The 15,606-nt window shown below is 67.2% G+C and carries 18 protein-coding genes and 1 tRNA gene; 11 read left to right on the plus strand and 8 right to left on the minus strand.

From position 1 onward, the window contains the following. Nucleotides 1-23: 23 nt before the first annotated feature. A complete protein-coding gene (locus ACEN9K_RS02410) occupies nucleotides 24-1,151 on the minus strand; it encodes an FUSC family protein (RefSeq protein WP_018770931.1) in 1,128 nt (375 codons plus the stop codon). A 250-nt stretch (nucleotides 1,152-1,401) separates the two neighbouring features. Between ACEN9K_RS02410 and pstS the strand changes: the two genes are divergently transcribed. The 5 genes from pstS to ACEN9K_RS02435 all read left to right on the plus strand — a co-directional run bounded on the left by pstS (nucleotide 1,402) and on the right by ACEN9K_RS02435 (nucleotide 6,036). Further along, complete coding sequence (pstS, locus tag ACEN9K_RS02415) at nucleotides 1,402-2,523, plus strand: phosphate ABC transporter substrate-binding protein PstS (protein ID WP_018770930.1); 1,122 nt, start codon at nucleotides 1,402-1,404, stop codon at nucleotides 2,521-2,523. Nucleotides 2,524-2,626: 103 nt separating this feature from the next. Continuing rightward, complete coding sequence (pstC, locus tag ACEN9K_RS02420; protein ID WP_018770929.1) at nucleotides 2,627-3,559, plus strand: phosphate ABC transporter permease subunit PstC; 933 nt, start codon at nucleotides 2,627-2,629, stop codon at nucleotides 3,557-3,559. Further along, on the plus strand, nucleotides 3,560-4,672 hold the full coding sequence (gene pstA, locus ACEN9K_RS02425) for a phosphate ABC transporter permease PstA (protein WP_018770928.1): 1,113 nt from the start codon (nucleotides 3,560-3,562) through the stop codon (nucleotides 4,670-4,672). Between the two features lie 72 nt (nucleotides 4,673-4,744). Next, complete coding sequence (gene pstB, locus ACEN9K_RS02430) at nucleotides 4,745-5,524, plus strand: phosphate ABC transporter ATP-binding protein PstB (protein WP_018770927.1); 780 nt, start codon at nucleotides 4,745-4,747, stop codon at nucleotides 5,522-5,524. 92 nt (nucleotides 5,525-5,616) lie between these two features. After that, complete coding sequence (locus ACEN9K_RS02435) at nucleotides 5,617-6,036, plus strand: hypothetical protein (RefSeq protein WP_018770926.1); 420 nt, start codon at nucleotides 5,617-5,619, stop codon at nucleotides 6,034-6,036. A 27-nt stretch (nucleotides 6,037-6,063) separates the two neighbouring features. On the opposite strand, the gene ACEN9K_RS02440 is transcribed toward ACEN9K_RS02435, so the two are convergent. The 4 genes from ACEN9K_RS02440 to ACEN9K_RS02455 form a co-directional block, all read right to left on the minus strand. Beyond that, nucleotides 6,064-6,471 (minus strand): hypothetical protein, encoded by a 408-nt coding sequence (locus tag ACEN9K_RS02440; protein ID WP_056388345.1) that lies wholly within the window; start codon nucleotides 6,469-6,471, stop codon nucleotides 6,064-6,066. Nucleotides 6,472-6,681: 210 nt separating this feature from the next. After that, on the minus strand, nucleotides 6,682-7,692 hold the full coding sequence (locus tag ACEN9K_RS02445; RefSeq protein ID WP_018770924.1) for an inorganic phosphate transporter: 1,011 nt from the start codon (nucleotides 7,690-7,692) through the stop codon (nucleotides 6,682-6,684). A 1-nt stretch (nucleotide 7,693) separates the two neighbouring features. Beyond that, on the minus strand, nucleotides 7,694-8,311 hold the full coding sequence (locus ACEN9K_RS02450; RefSeq protein WP_018770923.1) for a DUF47 domain-containing protein: 618 nt from the start codon (nucleotides 8,309-8,311) through the stop codon (nucleotides 7,694-7,696). Between the two features lie 361 nt (nucleotides 8,312-8,672). Further along, entirely contained in the window at nucleotides 8,673-9,332 is a 660-nt protein-coding gene (locus ACEN9K_RS02455) for a hypothetical protein (protein WP_018770922.1), read from the minus strand. 210 nt (nucleotides 9,333-9,542) lie between these two features. Between ACEN9K_RS02455 and ACEN9K_RS02460 the strand changes: the two genes are divergently transcribed. Further along, nucleotides 9,543-9,618 (plus strand) — tRNA-Lys (locus ACEN9K_RS02460). A 107-nt stretch (nucleotides 9,619-9,725) separates the two neighbouring features. Here the strand turns inward: ACEN9K_RS02460 and ACEN9K_RS02465 are convergent. From ACEN9K_RS02465 to ACEN9K_RS02475, 3 genes are all read right to left on the minus strand, one after another. Then, entirely contained in the window at nucleotides 9,726-10,112 is a 387-nt protein-coding gene (locus ACEN9K_RS02465; protein ID WP_018770921.1) for a VOC family protein, read from the minus strand. A 129-nt stretch (nucleotides 10,113-10,241) separates the two neighbouring features. Then, entirely contained in the window at nucleotides 10,242-10,859 is a 618-nt protein-coding gene (locus ACEN9K_RS02470) for a M23 family metallopeptidase (protein WP_268002442.1), read from the minus strand. A gap of 21 nt (nucleotides 10,860-10,880) precedes the next feature. Beyond that, nucleotides 10,881-11,222, minus strand: a complete 342-nt coding sequence (locus ACEN9K_RS02475) for a YciI family protein (RefSeq protein ID WP_488315233.1) — start codon at nucleotides 11,220-11,222, stop codon at nucleotides 10,881-10,883. A gap of 133 nt (nucleotides 11,223-11,355) precedes the next feature. Between ACEN9K_RS02475 and ACEN9K_RS02480 the strand changes: the two genes are divergently transcribed. The 5 genes from ACEN9K_RS02480 (at nucleotide 11,356) to ACEN9K_RS02500 (ending at nucleotide 15,604) form a co-directional block, all read left to right on the plus strand. Next, nucleotides 11,356-12,375 carry a LacI family DNA-binding transcriptional regulator gene (locus ACEN9K_RS02480; RefSeq protein ID WP_018770918.1) on the plus strand — a complete coding sequence of 340 codons (1,020 nt, stop codon included), beginning with the start codon at nucleotides 11,356-11,358 and terminating at the stop codon, nucleotides 12,373-12,375. 119 nt (nucleotides 12,376-12,494) lie between these two features. After that, nucleotides 12,495-13,331 (plus strand): DUF4397 domain-containing protein, encoded by an 837-nt coding sequence (locus ACEN9K_RS02485; RefSeq protein WP_056388339.1) that lies wholly within the window; start codon nucleotides 12,495-12,497, stop codon nucleotides 13,329-13,331. A gap of 111 nt (nucleotides 13,332-13,442) precedes the next feature. Then, nucleotides 13,443-14,198 carry a class F sortase gene (locus tag ACEN9K_RS02490; RefSeq protein WP_495635127.1) on the plus strand — a complete coding sequence of 252 codons (756 nt, stop codon included), beginning with the start codon at nucleotides 13,443-13,445 and terminating at the stop codon, nucleotides 14,196-14,198. Between the two features lie 67 nt (nucleotides 14,199-14,265). Then, entirely contained in the window at nucleotides 14,266-14,844 is a 579-nt protein-coding gene (locus ACEN9K_RS02495) for an RNA polymerase sigma factor (protein ID WP_018770915.1), read from the plus strand. After that, nucleotides 14,831-15,604 carry an anti-sigma factor domain-containing protein gene (locus ACEN9K_RS02500; RefSeq protein ID WP_495635128.1) on the plus strand — a complete coding sequence of 258 codons (774 nt, stop codon included), beginning with the start codon at nucleotides 14,831-14,833 and terminating at the stop codon, nucleotides 15,602-15,604. Before ACEN9K_RS02495 ends, ACEN9K_RS02500 begins: the two co-directional genes overlap by 14 nt. Nucleotides 15,605-15,606 lie beyond the last annotated feature (2 nt).

The raw sequence follows: 15,606 nt of genomic DNA on the forward strand, positions 1-15,606 counted from the left end.
GCGCTGGGCCCGGCCCATCCCGCCTACAGTGCGGGCAGCACGTCCCTGGCCTCGTCCGCGTCCATCCCCGTGGCCTCCAGCAGATCCACCATCAGTGGCCGGAACAGCATCACCACCGTTTCGCCCTCCAGCCGCTGCACCTCCAGGAGTTTGGGGTGCAGGCGAAGGGCGATTTCGCTCAGGTCGCGCCGGGCCGTACGCAGGTGGGCGCGGCGGACGCCGTCGTGCGATTCCGCAAGGCCCAGCGAAAGCTCATCAATCGCGGCAGCGGTCTCCTGCAGCACCTCCGCGATGCTGTCCGTGGCCTCGTCCGAGAGGGCGGCGTGGTTGATGGCGCTGGTGAGCCGCCGCGCAAAGACTCGGCTGTTGCGCAGGGCCAGGTCGATGAAGTCCAGCGACTGCTTGAGCCGGTCCAGTTCATCCCGGTGCCGGCGGTAGGCGGGCGCCAGCGTGGCAACTTCCCCGGAGGCCCGCAGCGACTGCCGCATGGCATCGACCAGGGGCTGGCAGTTCCTGCCGCGGATCAGCGCATGCCACGCTTGGGTAGAGTCGCTGTTGGCCAGCGCGGAGGCGCATTCCCGCAGCACTTCCGCCAGTTCGTGCAGCAGTTTCTGGACGTCGCGGCGTGGTTCCCGCCGTGGGTCCTTGGGCATGAGGATGGTCACCAGCAGGGCGCACAGGCCGCCCACCACCGCATCGATGCTCCGGGTGAACGGTCCGCCCGACGGCGCCGGAAGCAGCACCACCAGCAGCGACTGCAGGGCCAGTTGGGTGGTGAAGATGTTCCCGCTGTCAAGGAACCGCGCCAGCAGGATGGAGAAGAGAAGAACGACGGCGGCCACCCAGATTTCCCCGCCCAGCCAGTGCAGGAGCAGGTCGCCAACGGCGATCCCGATGGTGCAGCCCAGGCCCACTTCCATCACGCGCCGCAGCCGCGGTTCCCGCGAAAACCCGAGCGCGATCAGCGAGGAGGTGGCGGCAAACAGCGGGCCGGAGTGGCCCAGGACGTATTCCGCGAAGGCGTAGGCGCCCACCGCGCAGACGGTCATCTGGATGGCAGGGACGAACGAGTTGCGGCTCCGGATCAGGCCGGTCCGGACGCGGCTGCGCAGGAACCGTTGGGTTGCCGAGAGTCCTGCTTCGATTGCCATGGGTTCAAGTCTATTCAGTGGCGGTGGAGCACCCGGGCAGGCCACTACGGCCGGACCTGTGATCCGCGCAATGGTGACCCGGCATTTGTCAGCCAATATCCCGCCGTCGTTAATCCTCCGTTCACTTTGGACAGCCCATCCCGTTACCTGCAGCCCATAACTTACTGAAAGGTACACACCGTACGCATCGCGCAGCAGGGTTCTCCGGCCCTGTCCCGCACCTGAATAACCCTGGAAGGGGTACATCTAAGTGAAGGCACTCCGCTTCGGCCGCCACGCGGCTATCGCTGTCATCGCAGCCGGCGCACTCGCGCTCAGCGCCTGCGGTTCAGACAATGCCACGGGCACCGCTCCTGCCGGCAGCCAGTCCGCCGGCGGCACCAAGGTCACCGGCACGCTGACCGGCATCGGCTCCTCCGCCCAGGGCGCCGCCATGGACGCCTGGAAGACCAACTTTGCCTCCGCCAACTCCGGCGCCACCGTGCAGTACTCCCCGGACGGCTCCGGAGCAGGCCGCAAAGCCATCCTGGACGGCTCGGCCCAGTTCGCCGGCTCCGACGCGTACCTGAAGGATGACGAATACGCCTCCTCCAAGTCCGTCTGCGGCCCCGACGGCGCCATCAACGTCCCGGTCTACATCTCCCCGATCGCTGTGGCCTTCAACGTTCCCGGCGTCACGGACCTGAAGCTTGACGCCACCACCGTGGCCAAGATCTTCCGCGGCCAGATCACCAAGTGGAACGACCCCGCCATCGCCGCCCTGAACGCCGGTGTCTCCCTGCCCGACCTCAAGGTCACCCCGGTGAACCGCTCCGACGACTCGGGCACCACCCAGAACTTCACCGACTACCTGGCCGCCGCTGCGTCCGACGTCTGGACCGACAAGGCCGCCGGCGTCTGGCCTGCCAGCCTGCAGGGTGAGAACGCCAAGGGAACCTCCGGCGTGGTCAAGACCGTGACGGACACCCCCGGTGCCGTGACCTACGCCGACGACTCCGCCGTGAGCGGCAAGCTGGGCGTGGCCCAGATCAAGGTGGGCGAGTCCTTCACCAAGATCTCCGCCGATGCTGCCGCCAAGGCAGTGGATGCCGGCAAACCGGTTGAAGGCCGCGCCGCCAACGACCTGTCCATCAAGCTGGACCGCAAGACCACCATCGAAGGCGCCTACCCGATCGTCCTGGTGTCCTTCCACGTCCTGTGCACCACGTACGACAAGCAGGAGACTGTGGACCTGGTCAAGGCCTTCGAGCACTACGTAGTTTCCGCTGAAGGCCAGAAGGCCGCAGCAGACTCGGCCAAGTCCGCTCCGCTGTCCTCGGACCTCGCAGCCAAGGCTGTCAAGGCGATCGACTCGATCAAGGCCAAGTCCTAGCCATCGCTGCGAAACCGGGTTCCCCGCCTGCCGGAAGGCAGTGCGGGGAACTTGGCTTTGCACCCTGCATTCCCAATCCAGCAACGACTCGAAGGGCCGTCGAATGACCGCCACCCCCCTGACAAGTACCCAAGGCGCCGGACGCGCCGGGGATAAAGTCTTTTCCGGCGCCACGCTGGCAGCCGGGTGCCTGATCCTTGCCGTCCTCTTCGGCGTCGCACTGTTCCTGGTTGTCCAGGCAGTTCCCGCCCTGACCGCGCCCGCCGACAAGATCCAGGGCGGCCAGGGCTTTTTCGCCTACATCTGGCCCATCGTGATCGGCACTCTCATCGCGGCCGTCATCGCACTGGTCATCGCCACCCCCATCGCCATTGGCGTGGCGCTGTTCATCTCACACTTCGCACCGCGCCGCCTTGCCTCCGGACTGGGCTATGTGGTTGACCTGCTCGCCGCCATTCCGTCCGTGGTCTACGGTGCCTGGGGTGCAGCGTTCCTGGCAAAGGAAATCTCTCCGGCGTACGTCTGGCTGGCGGCCAACATGGGCTGGCTTCCCATCTTCCAGGGTCCGGCCTCCACCACCGGCAAGACAATCCTCACCGCAGGCATCGTCCTGGCGGTCATGGTCCTGCCGATCATCACCTCGCTGTCGCGCGAGATTTTCCTGCAGACCCCCAAGCTGCATGAAGAAGCCGCGTTGGCCCTGGGCGCTACCCGCTGGGAAATGATCAAGATGGCAGTGCTGCCCTTCGGCAGGCCGGGCATCATCAGCGCCGTCATGCTGGGCCTGGGCCGCGCGCTGGGCGAAACCATGGCCGTTGCCCTGGTCCTGTCCTCCGGCGCATTGACGGCCAGCCTGATCCAGTCCGGCAACCAAACCATCGCTGCCGAGATCGCCCTGAACTTCCCGGAAGCCAGCGGCATCAGGGTCAGCACGCTGATCGCCGCCGGCCTGGTCCTGTTCGTCATCACCCTGGCCGTGAACATGATCGCCCGCTGGGTCATCACCCGGCACAAAGAATTCTCGGGAGCCAACTAAATGACCTCCACGCTTACGCCCGTCCGCAGCAAGCGGTCGGCGCTCACCAAGGGCCAACTGCCCAAGTATGCCCCCTACGCCGTCCTGGCTGCGGCCCTGATTGTTGGCGCCGCCATCCTGGCCCTGGTCGGCTTCAATGCGTTCGGCTGGGGACTGGTCTCCGCGATCCTGTTCGCCATCGGCCTGGTGTCCTGGAGCGCAGTGGTGGAAGGGTCCCGCAAGGCCAAGGACAAGCTGGCCACCTGCCTGGTGGTGGGCTCGTTCCTGGTGGCCCTCCTGCCCCTGGTTTCGGTGATCTGGACGGTGCTGGTGAACGGCATCCCGGGTCTTATGGACCCCGGGTTCCTCACCACCTCCATGAACGGCGTCACGGGCGCCTATGACAACAAGGCCGTGGAAAGCGGCGGCCCGGTGATGGGCGGCATCTACCACGCCCTCCTGGGCACGGTGCAGATCACCTTGCTTGCCACCATGATTTCCGTTCCGGTGGGGCTGCTCACCGCCATCTACCTGGTGGAGTACGGCCACGACGGCCGCCTGGCCAGGGCCATCACGTTCTTCGTGGACGTCATGACCGGCATCCCCTCCATCGTGGCGGGCCTGTTCGCTGCCGCGTTCTTCTTCGTGGTGGTGGGCCCGGGCACCAAGACCGGTGCGGTGGCCGCCGTCGCGCTGTCGGTGCTGATGATCCCCGTGGTGGTCCGCTCCAGCGAGGAAATGCTCAAGATCGTCCCCAACGAACTCCGCGAGGCCGCCTACGCCCTGGGCGTGCGCAAGTGGCGCACCATCCTCAAGGTGGTTATTCCGACGGCGATTTCAGGCATCGCGTCCGGCGTCACCCTGGCGATTGCCCGGGTCATCGGCGAGACGGCGCCCATCCTGGTCACCGCCGGTTTTGCCACCAGCATCAACTCGAACGTCTTTGGCGGCTGGATGGCATCGCTGCCCACGTTCATCTACACCCAGATCCTCAACCCCACCTCGCCCTCCAACCCGGACCCGTCCTCGCAGCGGGCCTGGGGCGCGGCGCTGGTGCTGATCATCCTGGTGATGGTCCTGAACCTGGTGGCCCGCCTGATCGCCAGGATCTTCGCCCCCAAAGCCGGCCGGTAACCAGGCCCTCCCTTCCGCCATACCGCGGCGGATCCTAGACTTCAATCCATACCCAGTAAGTGAAGGAACTCCATGTCTAAGCGCATCGACGTCAAGGACCTGAACGTGTACTACGGCGATTTCCTTGCCGTGGAGGACGTCAGCATCAACATCGAGGCCAAGTCCGTCACCGCGTTCATTGGCCCCTCCGGCTGCGGAAAGTCCACCTTCCTCCGCACCCTGAACCGCATGCACGAGGTCATCCCCGGCGCGCGCGTCGAGGGTGAGGTCCTGCTGGACGGCGACAACCTCTACGGCCCCGGCGTGGACCCCGTCACCGTGCGCTCGCAGATCGGCATGGTCTTCCAGCGCCCCAACCCGTTCCCCACCATGTCCATCCGCGACAATGTGCTGGCCGGCGTCAAGCTGAACAACAAGAAGATCTCCAAGGGTGAGGCCGACGTCCTGGTGGAGCGCTCGCTCAAGGGCGCCAACCTCTGGAACGAGGTCAAGGACCGGCTGGAGAAGCCCGGTTCCGGCCTTTCGGGCGGCCAGCAGCAGCGGCTCTGCATTGCCCGCGCCATCGCCGTGGAGCCGCAGGTGATCCTCATGGACGAGCCGTGCTCCGCCCTGGACCCCATTTCCACGCTGGCCATTGAGGACCTCATCAATGAGCTCAAGGACCAGTACACGGTGGTGATCGTTACCCACAACATGCAGCAGGCCGCGCGGGTTTCCGACCGGACGGCGTTCTTCAACATCGCGGGCACCGGCAAGCCGGGCAAGCTGATCGAATACGGCGACACCCACACGATCTTCAGCAACCCCGTCCAGAAGGCTACTGAGGACTACGTGTCCGGCCGCTTCGGATAGGGCACTCCAGCGTTGGCGATCTACTGGCCGGTTTAGTACGCTCATCTAGATACTTTTGAATCTAGTAGTAAGTCAGCTAAAGGAGTTTCGCCATGACGCAGACGGCCAGCAACGCCCTGGGCCCACAGCTTACGGTGTCCGTCCCCGGGCCGGGCGCACCGGCCCGGGATGCCGTGCTGCCCGTGGAGGGCTTTGCCGCAGCCGCCGGCCTGGCAGGACCCCTTGCCGCCGGCCCCCTGGCCCCTGAGCTTCAACCACACCTCGGGCTGGCTGCGGCCGGCCTTGAGGAAGAGGGCGATGTCCTGTCGGAGGTGTGGCGCACCAGCTCCCACCTCGAAAGCATGCAGTGGGAACTGGACAACGCCCTGCAGTCCCTGCACCAGGCGGTCCGCAACGCTTCCGCGGCCGGAGTGGCACACCACGAACTCTGCACCGCGGCGAACCTGACCGCCGAGGAGCTCGCGGCCGTCCTGATGGCCGAAACCGATGGCCCGGCCGCCATCCAGCTCTGACCGGCGCCCGCCCGGGCCCGGGCGGGCTTATTCCGGAACTTCCAGCTGGAATCCGCAATGGCAGCGCAGGACCCGGGTGGGCAGGGACACCGCGTTGAGGCCACTGCCCGTGTTGCTGCTGCGATAGCAGAGCCGCTCAACCTCGTGTTCCGCTTCCTCCATGGGGCAGCCGCAGTGGATGTACTCGTCCCCGAAGAGGATCACTTTCGCCATCCAGCGGACCTGGTTCAGGGCGGCCGCCACGTCGGCAGCGAAGGCACTGTGTTCCTGGAACAGGTTGCAGTCGTTGCAGGTGTAGGAAACCGTGACAAGGTCCCCGCCGGCGGCGCCGATGGACGTGATGGCATGAATGGTCAGCTGGTGCCCGGTTCCGCAGGCCTCGCACTGAAGTTGCCGTGGCTGTGGCAGGGGGCGCCGGAAATACGGGGAAGACATGACGCCTGCTCTTTTCCGCTGTGTGCATCCAAGCCGCCGTGTTGCTGCAGCGGTTGCCCGTCCGCGGCCCTGCACGCGGCCCGGACGCCGGTCCCCGCACCTTTGGCCCGGGGCGCTTTTTTCGAATCTACGTCACGGGGGTGCCCCTGTACAGGGGAGCTCCACCCTCCGCTGCCAGGGCCCACCGGGGGTGGATTCGACAGGGGTGGGCTAGGCAGAAACGGGGGACAGGGCCAGGGCCAGCACGAAGGCCAGGGCGCAGGTGGCCAGGGGCGTCAGGGCCCAGAGCCACAGGATCCTGATCACCAGCTTCCGGTTCGTTACCGAAAAATTCTGGTTCTCCCCGGCGCCCAGGGCCCCGGCGGTGACGGTATGGGTGGTGGAGAGCGGCCAGTGGAGCCCGATGGCGCCCACAAAGAGCATCAGTGCGCTGAAGGTCTGGGCCACCGATCCGCGCAGGGGGTCGATCCTGGTGAGTTTGTAGCCGATGGTGTGCGAGATCCGCCAACCTCCGAAGAGCGTCCCGGCGGTCATCATTACTGCGGAGAGTCCTGCCACCCACACGGGGATCCCGCCGTCGGAATAGCCTGCCGCCAGGAGGGCCAGCAGCAGTACCGCGCTGACGCGCTGGCCGTCCTGCAGGCCGTGGCCAAAGGCCACCGCGCCGGCCGCAACGGCCTGGCCCCTGCGAAAGCGTTGGTTCACCACATTGGGCTGCGTGTACCGGGCCACCCACGTGGCCGGATACACCAGCAGGAAGGAACCGCTGTAGGCCACAAGCGGGGACAGCACCAGGGGCAGCACCACTTGGAACAGCAGCGACTGGTCCACCCCGGCAACCCCCGGGCCGCCGATGGCAAGGCTGGCAAGGCCTGCGCCGGCAAGACCACCAACAAGGGCGTGGGTGGAGGACGCGGGGATGCCCCGCCGCCACATCAGCAGCCCCCAGGCGCAGGCGCTGGCCAGGCCGGCCACCAGGATGGTGAGCCCGTCGGCCCCGGCGGGAAGATGGATCCAGGTCTGGCTGGCGGCGACGGCAAGCAGGGCGCTCACCAGGGCGCCGACAAAGTTGAAGAACGCGGCAAGGAGCACGCCCACGCTGGGGGTGAGGGCCCGGTTCCGGACGGCAAGGGCCACTGAGGTGGACGCATCGCGGAAGCCGTTGAGGAAGGCAAACGCCGCCGCCAGCAGGACCACCGCCGCGAAGATGACTGCCGCCACCTCAGGATTCCTTGACGATGATGCTGCCTACCTGGGTGGCCACCCGCCGCATGTCCTTGGTGACCTCCACCAGCTGGTTGGCGATGTCCCGGTTGCGCGAGTACTGCGCCCATTTCATGTCCGCGATCATGTCCGCCACCCAAACCCGGTGGGTCCGCTCGGCACGCTTGGCCAGGCGCAGGATCTCGATCCAGTAGTCCTCAAGGTCATCCAGGTTGTTGAGCCTGCACATGGCGTCGACCGTCAGCTCGGCCTGCCGGCTGATGATCTCCAGCTGGTCCGCGGCGCGCTTGGGCAGGCGGTCCAGCTTGTACAGCGCCACCAGTTCCGCGGCGGCATCCATTTTCTCCATGGCCTCGTTGAGGTACCGGGAGAGGGCGTACATGTCCTCGCGGGGGAGCGGGTTCACGAAGCTGGTGCGCATGTGGGTCAGCAGGGCGAAATGCAGTTCGGCGGACTTGGCCTCGAGGTTGTGCATGTCCTCCACGAGGTTGCCGTGCTCGTCCGCGGGTACGCCAAGGATTTCGGCCAGGGTGGCGGTGGCCAGCACGATCTGTTGTGCCATCTGCGAGAGCAGGTTCAGCCCTGCGGGCTCCTGGGGGAAAAGGCGCAGCTTCACGTGTTTACCGGTCTCCGGGGACTTATCAAGGCGGGGGTCGCTGCCGTGTGACTTGACTCCGGCGCGCAACTGTCGCCTACTCTACCGGCCCGAAAGAGCACCTCTGAATTGTCCACCCGGAAGAGGGCAGAAAAATGGTGCCGAACCGGATACGCCTCTCGGCGGTAGGCCGCTCTAGGCGGCTAATTGTTGAAGCCCGGGGGTTTCGCGGCTCGGCACCGGTTTCAGTCTTCTACTTCACCCGGCCCAAGTCAATCTTGACAGCGGCGCCCTTGTTCGTCCCGAAAATAAGGGCCAGAGGGTGCCGGGTAGGCTCGAGCAACCAGCCCTGTACGGCCGGTTACCCGGTCCCGGCGGCCACTCAGTCCAGTTCGCCCAGGCGCCACGCGTTGGCGGCGTGCTCCAGGTCCTCGGCGGTCTTGACCAACTGGTGGGAGTTGCGGGTCAGCTTGCTGGCGTGTGCCTCGTTGGCGTGTTCGGCGCCGTCGGCAAGGGTGGCCTGGCCCAGCGCCACCACCCGGCAGAAGGCGGCGGACCGTTCCAGCGCGACGTCGAAATCGCCGTCGAACGCGCCGGAAAGGATTGCGTCGGCCATGGTGCGCATTTCCTCCGCGCCGGGTGGTTCAGCCGCGCCGGCCACCACGTTGGAGACCTGCGCGGTGTCCCGGCCCGCGCGGAAATACACGGAGATGCGTTCCGGATCCTGGACCGTAGCAGCGCGCAGCGCGTAAAGCCGCCATAGGGCGCCGGGAAGGGAGCGGGCCGGGCTCTCGGCCCACATCTCGGCGATGGCCTCCAGGCCCTGTTCGTCGGCAAGCTTCACGAGGCGTTCGGTGACCACCGGATCATCGCTGTCCCGGCCGTGGCGGACCAGGGCCTGCGCGGCGAGGTGGGCGGCCTCCGAGACGCGGGCGGGATCGGCCCCGCCGGCGAAGGGCTCGAAATCCATCGGGGCGAAAGGCTTGGGCTTGTGGTGCCGGTTGCTGCCGCCGTAAGGACTGGTTCCTGCTTGCTCGCTCATGCCCCCACGCTACTCCTGTGCCGCGGCGGAAATCGAGCGTCTGCGGCACCCGGCTTCACCTGCGGGAAGAGGCGTCAAAAGGAGGATGAAAGCGTCCGACGACGGCGCCTCGGCCATGTGCGAAGCCGCCGGAACCATGGGTTAGAGTATTAACGTCCAGAAATGGATTGGGCCGGATGGGCAGACACAGCGTGTTTGGCTGGCCGGCAGGGGCCTTTAGCTCAGTTGGTAGAGCATCGGACTTTTAATCCGTGGGTCGTGGGTTCGAGCCCCACAGGGCCCACCATTTAGGCAGGTCAGAGGCATCCAGCCTCTGGCCTGCCGGTGGTTTCAGGGCCGTGGCCAACTATTGCGCGGGCGTCCGCGGGCCCGGCCTGCAAGCGTTTGGGTGCCTCACGGCCGGGATGGCGATGCCGGGGGAATCTGGCTGACCAGCCCCAGGGTGTTTCCCTCGCTGTCCCGGATGAATGCCATCCACTCCTCCGTGCCGGCGGGCCCCAGCAGGCCGTCGTCGTGGCTGAAGATCACCCGCGGTTCGGCCACTATTTCCACTCCCCGGCCCTTGAGTTGCTCCACAGTGCGCTTCACATCGGGAACGCCAAGATAGAGAAGCGAACTCGGCGCGCCCTGCTCCAGCAACAGCCGTACGCCGTCAAGGTCGAAGAACAGCAGCCCGGGCGGATCGAACACGGCCGTGTATCTTGCCGAAAGCAAGGCGCTGTAAAACTCCGCTGCCCGCTGCAGATCACTGGCGTGTTGAGCGACCTGAACCAAGCGCATGACCCCCGCCTTTTCCCAACCGTTCGATGCGTCCATCCTGCTCGTGTAGCACGTGTGCGGGCAAGGGATCCCACACCGCCGGGCCCTGACCGGTCCCATCCATTGCTCCGGCCCTTGGTAACCCCCGCCTCAGGCATGCACGATGGTCCCGTTGCGCGGCAGTCCGCCGGGGAACGAGAGGGGAACGCCGGAAGCCCGGGCTGGATCGGCGGAATCCATGGCCTGCACATGCAGATGCGGTTCCGTGCTGTTGCCGGAGTTGCCGCAGCGGCCCACCATCTCCCCGCACTCAACCGGCTTGCCGGGCCGGACGCAGACGCTCCCGCGCTGCAGATGGCACAGGGCGATGAACACCGCGCCGCTCCCGATGATCACGTGGTTGCCTGCAAGGCCCGGCCATCCCTCCCGCGCCCGCCTGGCCTGCGAAGCGGCGTAACGAATGGATGGAAAGCCGCGGAAGGCGGCATGGTCCGGCTCCCCGTCATGGGCGGCGAGGACAATACCGGAGGCCGGGGCTGTCACAGCCCTGCCAAACCCCACGAACTGCTCCGGCGGCTCGGGCCGGAACAGCGACGCCAGGGTGACCGGCGCAGACCGCCCGTTCCGGTCCAGCGGGGTGAAGTCGATGGCGTGGCTCGTGGCGAAAAGCCGCGTCCCGTGGCTGGGGATCCGGTTGGCGGGAGAATTCTGCACCAGCCAGGGGCCGGTGAACGGATACTCCAGGTCCGCAGGGGTCGCCGCAGGCATGGTTTGGCGGGGCTTGATGGGTCAGCTGGCGGGATCGTACTGGAAGGCGCGCACTTCCTGTGCGCAGCGGCAGGCCGCGGCGATCTTCGCGGCCCAGTGCAGTGCGGCTTCGTAGCCGGGCAGCTCCAGCACCGTGTAGCCGCCTTCGATCTGCGCCGTCTGGGGGTAGGTGCCTTCGCTCACCGTACCGTCGCCGTCGACCATCACGGGCGGAACGCGCTCGTCGATGCCGCCGCCGAACACCCAGACGCCGGCATCCTTCGCCTCCTGGACCACGGCATGCGCGGCGTCCGCTACGGCCTGCAGGCCACCATCCGGGATGTCCATGGCGCCGCTGGGAAACGAGATCAGGTATTTGGTCATTCTCACGGCTCCTTCGCTGGCAAGTCGATAAGCTTCATCCTTCCCATCGCTCCGCTGCCGCGCAAGGATTCAGGCGCGCTGTGCCGGCGCCCGGGGACGCCGCCGCGGGGGCTGCAACAGGCACAATAGGCTCATGGCAAATACCAGCAAGGGCCGGATGCCGCGCCTGGAAGACGTGGCCAAGGTGGCGGGGGTCTCCCACCAGACCGTCTCCCGGGTGGTGAACAACCATCCCAACGTCAGCAAGGCGACCCGGGAAAAGGTGGAGGCCGCCATTGCCGAACTGGGGTACCGGCGCAACACCGCGGCCCGGAGCCTGGTCACCCGGCGCTCGCAGACCATTGGCGTGCTGGCAAGCGAGCTTTCGCAGTACGGCCCGGCCAACACCCTGCTGGGGGTTGAACATGCCGCCCGCAACGCCGGTTACTTTGTCAGTATCGCGGCCCTGCGGGAAATCAGCCGGGATGCCATCTCCAACGCCGTGGGCCACTTCATGGACCAGGCCGTGGACGGAATCGCCGTGCTGGTGCCGCACTCGGACACCCTCGCAGTGCTGGAGCAGATGAATCTTCCCGTGCCCGTGGTGGCAGTGGGCTCGGCCGGCAGCGCTTCCGTCAGCGGCGCGATGGTGGACCAGCGTGCGGGCGCCAGGCTCGCCGTCGAACATCTCATCAGTGAGGGCCACCGGCAGATCGGGCACATCGCCGGGCCGCCTGACTGGACGGACGGCGCTGAGCGCGCGGAGGGGTGGCGTGCTGCCCTCCGGGATGCCGGCCTGGATGATTCCCTGCTGGTTGAGGGGGACTGGAGCGCTGGCAGCGGTTACGCGATCGGCCGCAAGCTGGCCTCCGGACTCAGGGCCACCGCCATCTTCGTTGGAAACGACCAGATGGCACTGGGCCTGCTGCGCGCGTTCACCGAGGCGGGGGTCAGGGTGCCCGACGACGTCTCCGTGGTGGGCTTCGACGACCAGCCGGAGGCGGGGTACTTCACGCCGCCGCTGACCACCGTCCGCCAGGACTTCGAGGAGCTGGGACGCCGCTGCATGGACATCATGCTGAAGGAAATCGAGTCGGGTGCCGCGGTGAGCTCCACTGTGGTCCCGCCGGAGCTGGTCCTGCGTGCCAGCACCGCCGCTCCAGCGCGCGCCTAGGCGGACGGCACCAAGTGCCAAAAAAATCTCCATGATTCTGCATCCAAATTCGGGGCTGCGCCGGTAGTAGGAGTGTCAGCAAAAAACGCCCGTCAGCCGGGCCGTTCAAGGAGATGGACATGCGCAACAAAATCTTCACCGCAGGTGCCGGTGCAGCAGCCATTGCAGCCGCAATCGCTCTGGCCGGTCCCGCCCACGCAGCAGACGGCGATGCCCAGCTGTCCGTGCTGCATGGCGTTCCCGGACTGACCGTGGACGTTTGGGTCAACGGTGACCGCACCCTGGATGACTTTGCCCCCGGAACCCTTGCAGGGCCACTGGCCCTTCCGGCCGGCACCTACGAAATCGCCATCACGGCAGCCGATGCCGCCAACGCCTCCGCGCCGGCCATTGGTCCGGTGAGCGTCACCCTTGCCGCCAACGGAAACTACACGGCCGCAGCCCACCTCGGCGCCGATGGCAAGCCCACCGCCAGCCTGTTCACCAACGACGTGTCCCAAATTCCCGCCGGGAAGGGCAAACTGACGGTCCGGCACGCAGCCGCAGCCCCCGCCGTCGATGTCCTGGCAGGCGGCACCGCCGTTGTCACCAACCTGGCCAACCCGAACGAAAAGACCCTGACCCTGGATCCCGGCACCGTCCCGGCCGCGGTGGCTGCCGCAGGCACCACCACCCCGGTGATCGGCCCGGCCGACGTGGCGGTGGCTGAAGGTACCCACACCATCGTCTACGCCTGGGGCAGCCTGGCCGACCAGAACCTGAAGCTTGCAGTCCAGACCATCGAGGGCCTGCATTCCGCACCGGCCTCTGTGCCGGGTGCCCTTGACGGGTCCGCGGATGCCGGTGGAGCGGGCCCTGCCGTTGCCACCGCCGGGTTTGGCCTGGCAGCGCTGGCCCTCCTCGCGGGGGCGGTGGGCGCAGCCCGCGCGGTCCGCGCACGGCGGGCGGAACTGTAACCGGGCCAGACGCCCGCTGAAGGACCACACCGCAGGGGCCCGGCCGGCTACGGACGGGCCCCTGCACCGGCCCCGCCAATGGCCGGCATACATGGAAGGGAGGCGGCAGGCATGATGGCAGGCACGACGCCGGCACCCGGGTACCGCCGTCGCCATCCGGCAGGCGGCGCGGCGGCAGCGATGGTGGCTGCCGCGTTGGTTTTGTCCGGCTGCGGTCCTGCCGGTCCCACTGGTTCCCCCGGTCACACTGGTTCTGCGGGTCCCACCGGTTCTGCCGGGCAGCCGGCCCCCTCCACGGTTGCCGCGGCAACCGGCTCTCACGAGCCGGCGCCCTCGCCGGGGGCGCCGGCCCCTGCCGGCTCCGCTGTACCTCCCACCGGGGCCATCCCGGTCCGGCCCGCGGCTCCAACCGCCGCGGCGGTGGCGCCGGCACCAACATCACTGACCGTGGCGGGCACTGCCATCGACATGCCGGTGGTGCCCGGGGGAGTTTCCGGCGGGGGAGCGATGGAAATCCCTGACGCCTTCGACCGGGCGGCCTGGTACAAATTCGGTCCGGCCCCGGGAGCAGCCGAGGGAACCGCCGTCATCGCCGGCCATATCGACACCACGTCCGACCGGGCACCGTTCTCGGCATTGAAGTCCCTCTCGCCGGGAATCCTCATCCGCGTGGGCCGGGATGGGGCCGCGCCGCTCGCCTACCGGGTGGTGGGAGTGGAACTGATGGCAAAGGACAAGTTCGACGGCGGCGCCCTGTTCCGCCGGTCCGGCCCGCACGAACTCAAGCTGGTCACCTGCGGCGGCCGATGGCTGGACGAGCGGATGGACTACAGCGACAATGTCATTGTCACCGCAGTTCCTGCATGAACCTGGTTTCTGCATCACCGGTGGCCAGCCATGTAACTCGTGCGCCGACGCCGGGAAGGAGTTGCCTGTGACGCTTCCCGGGCACGCTTTCCGCGGATGGGATGACGCACTGACCGACTCCTTCCTGGCCGGGGATGAGCACGCCCTGGCAGCGGCCTACCGTGAGTTCGCGCCCCTGGTGCACACCCTTGCCCTGCGTTCCCTGCCGGACAGGGCAGCGGCGGACGACGTGACCCAGGAGGTCTTCATCCGGGCCTGGCGTTCGCGGAGTACCTTCAACCCGCAAGTGGCCAGGCTGCCGGCGTGGATCGTGGGAATCACCCGGAACGCCATCACCGATGCCCATTCGGCGGCAGCCCGGGAAGCACGCAAGGCCTTCGCCGCGGCCGGAGCCGGTATGGGAGAAGACGCCGGAACGGGAACAGAGGCGGCGGAAATGCTGGCGGACAGGCTGCTCCTGGACGGCGAACTGGAGAGGCTGGGCGAGCCCCAGGGGTCCATCATGAAGCTCGCCTTTTACGAGGACCTGACCCACGAGCAGATTTCACGCAAACTGGGCCTTCCCCTTGGTACGGTCAAGAGCCACATCCGCCGGAGCCTGTCGCACCTGCGAAGCAGATTGGAGGTAGACCATGCCGCATCTTGATCCGGAACAGTTGAGCCTCCTGGCACTTTACGACGGCTGGGAGGACCCGGGTGCCCGGGAGCACCTGGCTGCCTGCCCCGAGTGCGCCGCCGATTTTGCCGCCCTGCGCCGCACGGTGGACGCGGTGAAGACCGCACCGGACACCAGCCGCCTGGCCGTGCCCGGGCCACAGGTATGGGCTGGAATCCACCGGGAACTGGGCCTTTCGGGGTCCGTGCGGGAGGATCCGCTGGCGGCGGACGCCGCCAAGGGAAACAGCGTGGGTCCGGCGGCCGCACCTGTGGACGCGCCGCCGTCGAACGTTATCCCTGTCCGCCGGCGGACCAAAGGTGCCTGGTGGCAGCGCCCCGGTACGTGGGTGGCAGCTGCAGCCGCAGCCGTCCTGGTGGTGGTTGGTGCGGTGTTGACCTTGACCCGTCCGCCCCAGCCCCAGCAGCTGGCCTCTGCCCAGCTGGCGCCGCTGGCGCAGCACTCCGCCGCAGGATCGGCCAAGGTGGTGACGGCGCCCGACGGTTCCCGCAACCTGGAAATCAGCCTGGACAAGGATGAAGCCAAGGGTTACCAGGAGGTGTGGCTGATTGCGCCGGACCTTTCCCGGCTGGTCAGCCTGGGCGTCATGAACTCCACATCCGGAACGTTCCAGGTGCCCACCGGCCTGGACCTCTCCCAGTACCCGGTGGTGGATGTTTCCGACGAACCGATGGACGGCAATCCTGCGCACTCCAGCGTGAGCATCGCCAGGGGCACCCTGTCATCCTGACG

This window comes from Pseudarthrobacter sp. Pseusp20 (assembly GCF_059492155.1).

Bases quoted from the DNA above. Each gene is read 5' to 3' on its own strand.
- pstB (WP_018770927.1), top strand. From the start codon at position 4,745: ATGTCTAAGCGCATCGACGTCAAGGACCTGAACGTGTACTACGGCGAT.
- ACEN9K_RS02440 (WP_056388345.1), bottom strand. From the start codon at position 6,471: ATGTCTTCCCCGTATTTCCGGCGCCCCCTGCCACAGCCACGGCAACTT.
- ACEN9K_RS02485 (WP_056388339.1), top strand. From the start codon at position 12,495: ATGCGCAACAAAATCTTCACCGCAGGTGCCGGTGCAGCAGCCATTGCA.
- ACEN9K_RS02410 (WP_018770931.1), bottom strand. From the start codon at position 1,151: ATGGCAATCGAAGCAGGACTCTCGGCAACCCAACGGTTCCTGCGCAGC.
- pstC (WP_018770929.1), top strand. From the start codon at position 2,627: ATGACCGCCACCCCCCTGACAAGTACCCAAGGCGCCGGACGCGCCGGG.
- ACEN9K_RS02475 (WP_488315233.1), bottom strand. From the start codon at position 11,222: ATGACCAAATACCTGATCTCGTTTCCCAGCGGCGCCATGGACATCCCG.
- ACEN9K_RS02465 (WP_018770921.1), bottom strand. From the start codon at position 10,112: ATGCGCTTGGTTCAGGTCGCTCAACACGCCAGTGATCTGCAGCGGGCA.
- ACEN9K_RS02480 (WP_018770918.1), top strand. From the start codon at position 11,356: ATGGCAAATACCAGCAAGGGCCGGATGCCGCGCCTGGAAGACGTGGCC.
- ACEN9K_RS02470 (WP_268002442.1), bottom strand. From the start codon at position 10,859: ATGCCTGCGGCGACCCCTGCGGACCTGGAGTATCCGTTCACCGGCCCC.
- ACEN9K_RS02455 (WP_018770922.1), bottom strand. From the start codon at position 9,332: ATGAGCGAGCAAGCAGGAACCAGTCCTTACGGCGGCAGCAACCGGCAC.
- pstA (WP_018770928.1), top strand. From the start codon at position 3,560: ATGACCTCCACGCTTACGCCCGTCCGCAGCAAGCGGTCGGCGCTCACC.
- ACEN9K_RS02490 (WP_495635127.1), top strand. From the start codon at position 13,443: ATGATGGCAGGCACGACGCCGGCACCCGGGTACCGCCGTCGCCATCCG.
- ACEN9K_RS02435 (WP_018770926.1), top strand. From the start codon at position 5,617: ATGACGCAGACGGCCAGCAACGCCCTGGGCCCACAGCTTACGGTGTCC.
- ACEN9K_RS02500 (WP_495635128.1), top strand. From the start codon at position 14,831: ATGCCGCATCTTGATCCGGAACAGTTGAGCCTCCTGGCACTTTACGAC.